Annotated in this window: 5 protein-coding genes and 1 pseudogene; 1 reads left to right on the forward strand and 5 read right to left on the reverse strand. The window is 49.1% G+C overall.

Annotation, left to right across the window (positions count from 1 at the left end):
• Together ACN0YR_RS24745 and ACN0YR_RS24750 are read right to left on the reverse strand one after the other, a co-directional pair.
• Positions 1-269: pseudogene (locus tag ACN0YR_RS24745) on the reverse strand (hypothetical protein); the annotation flags it as partial.
• Between the two features lie 296 nt (positions 270-565).
• Complete coding sequence (locus tag ACN0YR_RS24750) at positions 566-2056, reverse strand: PP2C family protein-serine/threonine phosphatase (protein ID WP_417851892.1); 1491 nt, start codon at positions 2054-2056, stop codon at positions 566-568.
• Between ACN0YR_RS24750 and ACN0YR_RS24755 the strand changes: the two genes are divergently transcribed.
• The gene (locus ACN0YR_RS24755; RefSeq protein WP_417851893.1) at positions 2055-2279 is read left to right on the forward strand and encodes a hypothetical protein; all 225 of its coding nucleotides are present in this window, start codon (positions 2055-2057) and stop codon (positions 2277-2279) included. The two genes, ACN0YR_RS24750 and ACN0YR_RS24755, sit on opposite strands and share 2 nt — an antisense overlap.
• 1082 nt (positions 2280-3361) lie before the next feature.
• Here ACN0YR_RS24755 and ACN0YR_RS24760 read toward each other — a convergent pair.
• From ACN0YR_RS24760 to ACN0YR_RS24770, 3 genes are all read right to left on the reverse strand, one after another.
• Positions 3362-4828, reverse strand: a complete 1467-nt coding sequence (locus ACN0YR_RS24760; RefSeq protein ID WP_417851894.1) for a TolC family protein — start codon at positions 4826-4828, stop codon at positions 3362-3364.
• Positions 4829-5162: 334 nt separating this feature from the next.
• A complete protein-coding gene (locus ACN0YR_RS24765; protein ID WP_417851895.1) occupies positions 5163-9173 on the reverse strand; it encodes an efflux RND transporter permease subunit in 4011 nt (1336 codons plus the stop codon).
• Between the two features lie 64 nt (positions 9174-9237).
• Positions 9238-11667, reverse strand: coding sequence for an efflux RND transporter periplasmic adaptor subunit (locus ACN0YR_RS24770; RefSeq protein WP_417851896.1), 2430 nt, complete (start codon positions 11665-11667; stop codon positions 9238-9240).
• Between the last annotated feature and the right edge of the window lie 381 nt (positions 11668-12048).

A 12048-nucleotide genomic window follows, 5' to 3' on the forward strand; every position in this document is an offset into this window, starting at 1 on the left:
GCCACGGTAATATTGCGACCGATCTCTTCCACGTGAACCTTTGCAAAATCATGTTGAACGGACTGAGCATGCTGCGCGTAATTCGAAAGTCCGCGCGAGTAATCCAACGCATGTCCAACACGCCGAGCGGCGGCTTGAGTTGACCAAAAGCCTTGTCCGGGGCGTTGCCTGCGGTCCGCAGTTGATCGTTTTTGTTGTGCGTTCACATCTTGCACACCCATCGCAATTGTCATCATGATTGCAGCTAGCGAAAGCATTCGAATCTTCATCGTCATAGACCTTTCAATTAAGAGACCGAATTGTCTGAGCGGGGCACCGCATAGGCAGACAAGCGAATCGAAGGACTCGTGACTGGAGAGCAACGCAAACCTCGGACCAAAGAGCAGGTAGATGAACTGAGTTCATTGGTTATTTCAACATCCTGTGACGTCATGCGAAACTACGCGAGTGTTCATCGTAATCCTCTTCCGAAACTGATAGGTGGCAGTCGCAACTAAGTGCGTTTTCGCTCACAACAGAGCGATTACGCCCTGATATGCTGCCAGTTTTGCACTGTGACTGATCGTCAAAACTCGATGAGTATTGCCGTGACATCATCCAGTTGGTGACGTCCGCTCCTGAAAGCTTCCAAAGTGGCAGCAAGCTGATTCAATGATTCCTGTGGTGCAAGAGACGCCGTTTGCTGCAGAAGATTGAGAACTCGTGCTCGACCAAACATTTCTCCTTGAACATCGAATGTCTCGGTGACACCATCGGTGTACATGAGCAATCGATCTCCTGGAGAGACGGAAGTTGTTGCACATTTCCATTTCGCATTCGCGTCGACGCCAAGGAGAAGACCGCTGGCGTCGAAGGCTTGCTGCTGAGCGTCGGTTGTCATATGGACTGCTGCATCATGACCTGCATTCACAACCTGTAGCTGGCTTTGGTCAGGAAGATATCTTAAAAGTATCGCCGTGGCGAAATCACCTGGAAGGGTTAACTCCGTAAACCTTACGTTAATCTGATGAATGATTTCGAGGGCATCACTGAAGTGCTCGCACCCTTCGGCAAGGTGTGCTTTCAATAAGTTTGCACTCATTGCCGCTGGAATTCCATGACCAGTGACGTCGGCCATGAAGACAATCCAACTCCCATCTTTGAGCTGGCGGACATCATAAAAGTCTCCAGCGACTCCTTCAGCAGGTTCATAGCATGCGGCAAAATTTACATTGGGGATCGAGGGCTCCACTGGCAATAGATTTTGTTGAATACGACGTGCTTTCTCGAGTTGTGATTGGCGTTGCCGTTCATTTCTAGCAAGTGTTTTACTCATCCGATTGATCGCGCGAGAGAAATAGCTGAGTTCACGACTTCGAAAGCCGTTGACTTGATCTCCGAATTCGCCATCGGCAATCGTTTCTACGAGTCGAATGAGTCGTTCGATTGGGTGCACCACGACACGCCACATCACGACATTCACGATGAATGCAGCAATCAACCCGAGCGCAACAGAGCCCCCCAAACGACGTAAAGTGTCTCCCGACACTTCTCCTTTCAAGTCATCAGTGAACTCTGAAACATACACTATCAATGTTCCAGATTGAGAAGTTCCGACAATGAGTTCACGGTCTTTGAAGTCTCCGCGATTCTGACTCCGAATCGAAGCTGCCTCGACAGCCTGAAGCAGATCTTTTCCGGAACGGTGGTGAGCTTGCGCCTGCATGACTTGATCACCGAACTTGATAATGATGTGGTGTCCCGGAGAAAGAGACTCAGACATCCGGGCGCAAGTGGCATCAATAAATGCTTGAATGGCATCGGCTCCGTGGTGTTGGATTTCACGAACAGCCGAATGAAGAATGATCGCCTCTTCTGTTAAAGCCTGCCGTTTGTCATTGAGACGATGACGTGTCTCTCTTTGGTAATCGTATGCGACAAACAACAACAATAACACTGCACACACGCTGTTCACGCTAAGCAGAAGTTGCGTACTGATGGACCATCGCCGAGATGGCGATGCCTCTTTTGGGGAGGTGCTGGACTCAGAGACTGAATCGGCAGTATTGTCGTCCATGATATTTCAATTGATGATTTTTGGTCTCGCCCAGTGGCGAGGTCAAGCTGATGACGACTTCTGGGAGGAGCAGATTTTGAAGACACTTCATCAGGTGACTCGTGCAACATTTGTGCGAGACGGATGCGAGAGCAATAAAATGAATGATTATTGGTCTGATCGACTACCTAGTCACCCCGGACATTTCGAAAACATCGCCACCATCGACCGAGAGGAAAATTAAAAGAAACCGGCTCCCAAGATTCGCTTTCCTCGAAGCAAGTACTATGTACAGCATTGCAATAAACAACCAACGCATTTCGTGGGCAGTCCTCCAAAGAGGCTTGCAACTTCTCAAGCACTTGTTGCAACACTGTCAACCCAAATGGGTTGAAAAGGTAGATCAATAGATCTGTCTCAGGAAAATCGTACTCGACTGCATTGCGGCAAAAGACATCGTAGTCTGGCATTTGTACATTTGAGAGCGAATCCGATTGTTTTAGGTTGTCAGAGCATTGCGCAACCAATTTATTTGAAAGATCAATCCCTTCCAGCTTTCCGAATGGAAAAAAGGAAGCAATCAGCATTGCTTTCCCTTTTCCACAGCCGATGTCAATAAATGTCATTCTCGAATCGATGGAGAAAGACTCCAGGATTTGAAAAAGCTCTACTGCCGGCGATGCTTCATAAGAGCGAGCATCTTGATGCATTTCGGCAGGGACATCCACTTCAAGGTGTTCATTGGATTCGGCCGTCTGCACACCCATTTTTTTGTCAAACCGAGTGTGAAAGAAGCGCGCGTAGCCATCTGTACTGGCGAATGAAAAACCCAACTTGTCGACACAAGCAACAGCGATTGCAACGGACGCTCCAAAGATTCCGTGCAGAAACAAATGAGCCTTGATTTTTGATAAATAGGGGTGCATGCCCTTTTGATGCTCGCCCGTCTCTTTATCTTCGCAGAATTTTATTTTTTCCCAAAAGAGATGGGAGAGCGGTCAGGAGACGCCAAGTGTCGGGGTTCTGAAGCGAAATGTGAAAATCAATATGTAACGAATGCATTTGATTTCACAATTCCTAGAGCGATCGTCAACACAGACAGTGTTTGGGTATTGTCTAGTGGAACGGCAGCCACGATGCGGTGAAATACGTTCATCGCGGACGAATGGTAGAGCAGATTACTCTCAACACGGAGTGGCCACATATAGCTTCACATGAGCTCAGTGATCACCTGACTATCGATGATTCAGTTTTATCAATTGGAGTCATCATCGACAAAGTTTTCGTGATCGGGGTGACGTCAATATCGAATAAGGTGTAAGCATTCTAATTATCGTTGTTCGCTGGCAAATCAATCTCAGGAAGGTTGTCCAAGTCGATCGGGTCGAGTCGAGCAGGCTCGACGACATTTGTTTCTGGAAGTGTCGCCAGTTGGCAGCCGATCACGCGTTCCAAGGATGCCAATGTTTGATTCAAACTTGCTTCCATGCGAACCACTTGTAATTGGAACATCAATAAGTCAGACCAGTTGTCAAGAATCTGTTGAAAGTCAACCTTATTGACGCGATAGTCGGCGGTGGAAATACGCAGAGCTTGTTCTGATTTAGGAATAATACTTTCTTTGTACAGAATGATTTGTTCTTCCAATGCCTCAGCTTGAACGATGTAGCGGCGGATCATCCGGAGCGTGTCGTCACGTGAGGCGTCATAGCGTCGGGCAGATTCCAGAGATCGCTGTTCCGCTTCGCGAACACCTGCATCAAGCTTGTCTCGCCAGATCGGCAGACTGACCCCGACCATGAAGGAGACGTTGTCGTTTCCAGTCGCAATCATCGAAAGTGCATTGCGTTCCGTGACGGTTTGCCAGCCGACCCCGAGGTTGAAGTCGGGATAATAATTCATGTGTGCCAAATCCCGCTTACGCTCGTCGCGGATGATTGCGTGCAATCTTTCCTGCAACTCTGGTCGACAACGTACTGCCGCTTCATAAAGAGCATCGATCTGCGCGGGTACGATTGGGACGTCAATGTTTGTGTTGGTTTGGAGTATCGCTTCTGGAGACGTATGAATGACTTTGGCGAGATCTGCTTGAGCTGATCTTTGTTGCCGTTTCAGCTCGATTAAACGGTCGGTCAACCGTTCCAACTCCACTTGAGCACGAAGGACGTCTTGTTGGCTGGTTGCACCCGTGCGGTAGCGGGCTTCTGCAAACTGTAGCAATTGTTCAAGAAGGTTTTTATCGCTTTCGACAATGGTGATCGCGTTCTGATTATAAGCAAGATCGTAGTAGCTCAACTTGACATCTTCGATGACTTTGAGTTCTGCTTGAGCCAGTCGAGTCAGGGCAATCTTCGATTCCTGTTCAGCTACCTCACCTCGTACACGAAGTTTCCCCAGCCACGGCAATTTCTGAGTCAGTGCCAAAGCATTGGGGGCACGCCCCGCAGCTGTTTGAACACTGTTATCCACGATGGGCTGAAATGTATCAGTCAGCATGGGATCATCTAAGGCCGTCACTTGAGGGATTCTTTGCACCTGAGCGGCCACAGCATTCTGTGCAGCCAAGATTTCAGGATTCCTCTCCAAAGCAAATTGGACAAAGAAATCGACGTCGTGCGAGCCCTCCAAGTATGGTTCTTCCGGAAGCGTGACCGATTCCCCCGTCTCATATCCTGTTGATGCAAGTTGAATATGGTACGCCGTTGACAAAACTCGTGGCTGTGGTTCTGGTGGCGTAACGCATCCACAAGCAGCAGGTATGCAAAAAATAAGTGGGATCGAAAGTTTGCGCATCGGAAGTGTCTCCTTGGTGTTGATCACAGCCATCGCGGCTGTCTCGGTCCGGCAGGCTACCGATTGCATCGGTTCTAGGAATGCCTGTACATAAGAGTATGGAGCCGCTTACTCGGATTATTTCGACGACTCAGTCGGCATAATCGGAACAAGCTGAATCAACGTGTCAGAATCGCTCGACAAAAAATCAGGAACGGGCGAATTCGCTCACGAACTGGAAGACATGGTCGCGAGACCTTCGGGTCAACCAAAGGGACCACACATGATAATCACTAGGGCGGCAGAACGTAAAATCCAATATTGGATGTGCTCTATAAAGCACGAAAGTCGCAATCTAGGATTGCTGCTCAAAGAGGGTATCGCGGATCCCCAATCGTAACTTGATTTCTTTCACCCAGCAGTACAACACGGGGACTACTAACATTGTCATGATCGCAATCGTCATCCCGCCGATGCTGGGGATGGCCATCGGGATCATGATGTCCGCTCCTCGTCCGGTCGACGTCAGGATCGGAATCAGTGCCAGAATGGTCGTTGCTGTCGTCATTAAGCAGGGACGAACACGGCGCACTCCTGCCTCGATCGTTGCTTCGCGTGCCTGGTCTATTGTGTCGATTTGCTTCTTGCGAAAGCTCTGATTGAGATAGGTTGTGATGACCACTCCATCATCGCTGGCAATCCCAAAGAGTGCTAGAAAACCGACCCAAATGGCCACACTGAGATTGATTGGATGGACTTGAAACAGCGTTCGCATATTGGTTCCAAAGACACTGAAATCCAGAAACCATGTCTGACCATACAGCCAGATCATGATAAATCCTCCTGCCCAGGCGACAACAATTCCACTAAAGACAATCGATGTTGTCAGGGAATCCTTAAATTGCAAGTAGAGAATTAAGAAAATCACGAACAGCGCCAGCGGTAAGACGATCGCCAACGTTTTTTGAGAGCGGATTTGATTTTCGTAGTTTCCTGAAAACGTATAACTCACCCCAGGTGGCAAGGAGAGTTCACCGCTATCAATTTTCGCTTCTAAATAACGCTGTGCTTGTTCAACAACATCTACCTCTGCATTCCCAGGACGCATATCAAACAGCACATAGGCAACCAGAAATGTGTCTTCACTTTTGATCACTTGAGGTCCTCGCACGAATTTGATTTTCGCGAGTTGTTCAAGCGGAATCTGCGTTCCATCCGGTGCATCGACGAGGATGCGTCCCAACTGCTCGGGTGAGTCTCGTAGTTCGCGTTGATAGCGCACGCGAACGGGGTATCGTTCTCGACCTTCCACCGTTGTGGTGATCCGGCGTCCGCCAATGGCGACTTCAATGACATCCTGAACTTTGCGGATCATGATTCCGTATCGTGCAATTGCATCACGGTCAATTTCGATTTCAATGTAGGGCTTTCCGACAACGCGATCAGCAATCACCGCGGAAGCCTCAACACTCGGGACCTCTTTGAGAAAGCGTTCCATCTCAAGGGCCACTTTTTCGATTGTTTCCAAATCCGGTCCCTTCACCTTCATTCCCATCGGCGCTCTCATCCCACTCTGCAGCATCACGATCCGAGCTGCAATTGGTTGAAGTTTCGGCGCAGAAGTCGTTCCAGGAACTTCAGCAGCTTTGACAATTTCTTGCCAGATATCATTGGGTGTTCTAATATGCTCGCGCCAAACTCGATAGGGTCGGCCATCGGGATCAGGAATCAGCTCACCGTTGTCATCACGAACATAGTCATTCCGAGATTCGTCGAAAGCAAAATCGATGCGGTGCCCATCTTTGTCAGTCAAATACTCAGGCTTGTAATTGATGATGGTTTCGATCATGGAGACCGGGGCCGGGTCTAAGGCACTTTCCACACGACCGAGTTTTCCTACAGCGGACTCTACTTCCGGAATCGCCATGAGGGCTTTATTCTGTAACTGTAACACTTGAGAAACTTCTCCGATCGACGCATGCGGCATCGTCGTCGGCATGTACAGATACGATCCCTCATCCAATGGAGGCATGAACTCCTTGCCAAGTCCTGGCAAGAATTCACTCCCCGTCGTCCAGATTTGGGATTCACGTACTGCTACCGGATTCCCTCCGACCTTGCTCACTGCCCAGGGAACGACGCTAAAGACGCGATCAAATCCCAACCATGCACTCCCTCCCATCAGGAGGAAGGAAGCGGGAAACGCAAGAAACAAAAATTTATGCCGCAAACACCAACCTAATAGTGGAACGTAAATCACTCGTTGAAACAGCTGAAAGAACAACATCAAGCTGCCAATTAACACACCAACGAAGATTAAGTTGCGCAGCATCCCTTTGTCAGGACCAAGTGGCAGCCATTCCTCCGTCAATAGGACTCCCACGACAATCACGGCGAGTCCGTTAGCGATCCATGGTCCGTACTTGCGTGCACCGTCTGGAATTCTATTTTTTAGTAGATGCCAGATCGATAAGGCAACCAGGATCGCGCCCACCCACCATGGAAGCCAGATCATCACAACGATGCCCGCAACGAACAACAATCCAAGTAAAAATCGCTTTAACTTATCGGAACCTATTTGCCCAGCGAACAAAATGTGTGCGACAGGGGGGATGATTGTGATTGCGACAATCACTGAGGCAATCAGTGCGAAAGTTTTCGTAAACGCCAAGGGACGGAACAACTTGCCCTCGGCGGCCGTCATCGTGAAAACGGGAAGGAAACTGACGACCGTAGTCGAGACAGCAGTCAATACGGCACCTGCTACTTCGCTTGTTGCCCTGAAGATGACCTCTTTGCGGTCGGCTTTGGGATCCGCATCGTCCAGGTGACTGAGAATATTTTCGCACAGCACCACCCCCATATCGACCATCGTGCCGATGGCAATGGCGATCCCCGAGAGTGCCACAATGTTGGCATCCACGCCAAACATTTTCATGGCGATAAAGCACATCAAGACCGCCAGAGGCAATAACGCGCTGATCAAAAACGAACTCCGCAGGTGCATCACCGAGATAATCACCACGATGATCGTGACCAGAATTTCTTCAAACAAAGCTGAGTTTAATGTCCCCAGTGTTTCGTAAATGAGCCCCGTACGGTCATAGAAGGGGACGACCGAAACTTGGCTGGTTGTGATCCACTCTGGCCACTGTGAACGATCATTCCCTCGCAACCAATTGAGCCATGCCTCTTGATTCAATTCTGCTTCGATGTACGCAGGAAAGTCATGAACCTTCGCAAAGTCACTCACCTCGGTACGGGAAGTCTTCGCGTAATCAATGACTGGCTTCGTAGGCAGTCCAGGAGAAATCTCAGCGATCTTTTCCTTGACATGTTTGATGGCATCCAGCGGATTATAGCCATACCGGACGACAACTACGCCTCCGACTGATTCTGCCCCTCCTTTGTCCAGCACTCCGCGCCGTAAGGCTGGTCCCAAAGTGACATGAGCAACATCTTTAATATAGACCGGAACATTGTCATTGGACTTAATCACACTTTTTTCAATATCGCTGACTTGCTCAATAAACCCGAGACCACGAATCACGTATTCGGCTCTGTTGATTTCGATCGTTCGGGCACCGACGTCCACGTTCGACATACGCACTGCATTAAAAATGTCGTCTAATCCGACACTAAAAGCGCGCATTGCGTCTGGATCGACATCGATCTGATACTCTTGCACAAATCCACCAACGGATGCGGCTTCGCTGACGCCTTCGGCAGACATCAGCGAATAGCGAACATACCAATCTTGAATAGTCCGCAGTTCATTGAGGTCCCATCCTCCGACCGGGTTTCCATCGGGGTCGCGACCTTCCAGTGTGTACCAGTAGATTTGTCCTAATGCCGTCGCATCGGGACCTAATGTCGGTTGCACGCCTTCAGGTAGTGTTCCAGAGGGCAGGCTGTTGAGTTTTTCGAGGACGCGACTACGCGACCAATAGAAATCGACATCTTCCTCAAAAATGATATAAATCGATGAAAAGCCAAACATCGAATAGCTACGAATGGTCTTGACACCGGGTAACCCGAGAAGAGACACAGTCAGTGGATAACCAATCTGGTCCTCAACATCCTGAGGTGAACGCCCCATCCATTCCGTGAAGACGATTTGCTGATTCTCACCAATATCTGGAATTGCATCGACCGGGACAGGATCGCGTGGAAGCCCTCCGACTTTCCAATCAAAGGGTGCGACGAGGACACCCCAGCCGACAATACCCATCACGAGCAATGCGACCACAAGCTTGTTGTCGAGACAGAACCGGATAATGCCATCAAGGAACGAATTTGATGATTGGTCTTCCTTGGCTATTGGCTGGTTGACATCCGCTTTTTCTTCGCCACTGTCATTGTTCATATTTTGAATTCTGTAAAAGTATCTCAAATAGCTGTGCGCGACGAACTAGCTTTCACTAATCCTGTTATTCATTCCGATTCTTGGATGTGGTCTCTGAGTTGTTCGGCTCCTCACCAGAAATCAGTTCTGTTCGGTCTGCACATTGCAGCATCGTTGCTCCAAAATACGGGTTTCGTGTTTGAGCATCGTTTTGCAGCCAAATTGCTCCTTTGTTTTTGAATGCCATCGGACAATGCATGAGATACACTGGCTCGTTTTTCCCAAATCCAAATGACATGGCAAGCACTTGGAACACTGCTGAAAGGGGCTCGAACTGAGCCCTTAAAGTGCGGAGATCTTCCGCTTTCTTCAAAGAATCAATCACAGTGTTGAGGTCTTTTTGCTCCCGCATCCAGGAGAGGTGAGCTTTGTTATCAGTCAGAAGTTTCATATCGACAGACTTTAAAGCCTGTTCAAGTTGTCGTACTTCTGCCTGTGCCGAAGCAAATTTATCATTCGCCAGGGACTCTCCGATCTGCTGATAGGCATTCCACAGGTTCGAGAGTTGTTGACGAAATTGATCTGGGACGTCGAGTTGTTGCGGAAGAGTTTCGGCATGTGCAAGTCCAAATTGTTCATCTAATCGCTGTATGTCACGACTGAGATCCTTCGCAAGTTGCTGAGCGGCACTGATTGAGGTGATGTCTTGACCTTCGATCGCATCGTTGTTCAGCAGCATGCTGAGTTCGTCCCACAACATTTTTGGATGCCCTTCGAGCAGTGAAGCATCGACACCACGGATGGACTCCCCAAAAAGTGAAAACTGTCGTCGTACTTCCTTCAAGTCATCTTTGCCAATTGCCGCCTGAATCTGCTGCCAAGCCTCGTTGATCTCGACCAAACGACGCTGTATGGAGATCGGCAAGTCCTGCAACATGGGTGATGCTTTGGCTGTTAAACCGTCACCATGTCCCGCATGCTCATCACTCTTTTTAGACTCACTCCCACCATGCTGATGACCACCTCCGCCACCTCCTTCGGGAGTCATCATGCTTGGCTTGGCGACGATTTGAAGTGCACTGTCAATCTTAAAGTTTCCGTGTGTGACAACCAGTTCCCCCTCTTTCAAGCCAGTTTCCACGAGATAGTGATCCCCCGCGCGAGGTCCCAGGACAATTTCTCGCCCTTCAAACGTCGGCTCCTTTGCTGTGGGGTCTTCGACGTACACGATGGCACGCGTCCCTGTGACAAGCGCTGCAGAGACTGGAATGACTAACGGTTTGGATTGACCAGCAAGATTAGTGGGGATGTATCCCAATGACTCGGCTCGAACCAGAGGCATGTTGCAAATGTCACAGGTTCCAGGTTCCTCCTTGACAATCTCTGGGTGCATCGGACTGATCCATTTCCCTTCTAAATTTGAATCGACAACACGACCGCCAGCAGCAACCTTCGCTTTAACGGTCGCTCTCACAAACATATCCGGTTTGAGTTTCCCTTCTCGGTTTTCCACATTGACACGGACTTTAACAGTCCGTGTCTTGTCGTTCAGTACTGGGTCGATGAACGCAATTCGTCCTTCGAATTCTTCGCCAGGGTAAGCCTCAGTGGTAAATGTGACGCTCTGGCCATACCGCAGCCAGATGAGATCCGACTCGTAAGCATCCATCTGGACCCATAGCTGGCTTAAGTCGGCAACCGTGTAGATTCGGTCCCCGGTGTTGACACGGTCACCTTCTTGTTTCATTTTTTCGATCACAATCCCACCCATCGGAGCATAGATCATGACGTGATCCGTCGGTTTGTTCCGAGTTTCAATTTCGGCAATCTGCTCCTGAGTGAGCCCAAGTAAACGTAGTTTTTCTCTCGCTGATTCGAGTAAGTCGATTCCTCCAGTAGCAAAGAAATTAGATGTGTCAGTATCTGATTGTGCTTTCTTCGCGCGAGCTGCTTCAATCAATTCCTGTTGGGCGGTATAGAGTTGCTCGCTGTAGATATAGACCATATGGTCACCTTCATTAACTTGTACTCCCGTGTAGTCAACGAAGAGTCGATCCAATCGCCCCGGAACCCAAGCGGTGATATGCTTCAAGCGTGTTTCATCGTAGTCAACTTTGCCGACCATCCGCACTTTTGCTTCAACATAACGACGTTCAACGGGAGTCACCTGGATATTCATAAGAGCCCGCGCGGAAGGGCTGACAACGAGCTGCCGTAGGCCGGTCATTGAGCCTGTGCTTGTTGTGAGAGGAATTAGATCCATTGCACAAATTGGGCATTTTCCAGGTTTGTTCTTTTTGATCTGAGGGTGCATCGAGCATGTCCAAAGTTGTGCCCCGTGATCTGCATCGTGGGCATTCTTAGAGCTCGCCTCAGCCACTGGAGCTGCGTTTCCCTGCCAGAGTTGGCTGAAGGCAAACCCCAGTACAAACACGATCAACAACTCAGTAAAAAGTATGAAAATGCTGGTCGGTTTGAGTAGACGCATTGAAATAGAACGAAGTTTCTCTGACATTAATTGAGGCTCCAGGAGGATTCAATGTGCTCCCATGACCTCGTTGTTAGGGACGAGTGCCAAAAGGAGTCTGACGACTTATGCACGTGACGTGCCACGATGGATGTTCTCGGTGACGGACATTTGAGTTGCGATGAACGATCCAATCGAATTGCTTCAGTTATATCTGATCTTACGGATCAGCAGTAAAGACGTATACAATGGAGCCTGTCGCTTGTCAGAGAATTTTCCTGCTGACAAGAAGAATGCACACGCAAGAGAGAATGGGCGATAACGCTCACTCAGGGGCGATCTCGCCCGAATTTAGCCTGAATTGCGCACCGGGTTGACACTGAGACGCCTCCGCGTGGGTATAAGTTGTTGTTACAAAATAACTTCTAC

The sequence above is a fragment of the Thalassoglobus sp. genome (assembly GCF_048270125.1).
Taxonomy (GTDB): Bacteria; Planctomycetota; Planctomycetia; order Planctomycetales; family Planctomycetaceae; genus Thalassoglobus.

Excerpts from the sequence above, each read along its gene's own strand:
- ACN0YR_RS24755 (WP_417851893.1), top strand. The coding sequence starts at position 2,055 with ATGATATTTCAATTGATGATTTTTGGTCTCGCCCAGTGGCGAGGTCAA.
- ACN0YR_RS24750 (WP_417851892.1), bottom strand. The coding sequence starts at position 2,056 with ATGGACGACAATACTGCCGATTCAGTCTCTGAGTCCAGCACCTCCCCA.
- ACN0YR_RS24760 (WP_417851894.1), bottom strand. The coding sequence starts at position 4,828 with ATGCGCAAACTTTCGATCCCACTTATTTTTTGCATACCTGCTGCTTGT.
- ACN0YR_RS24770 (WP_417851896.1), bottom strand. The coding sequence starts at position 11,667 with ATGTCAGAGAAACTTCGTTCTATTTCAATGCGTCTACTCAAACCGACC.
- ACN0YR_RS24765 (WP_417851895.1), bottom strand. The coding sequence starts at position 9,173 with ATGAACAATGACAGTGGCGAAGAAAAAGCGGATGTCAACCAGCCAATA.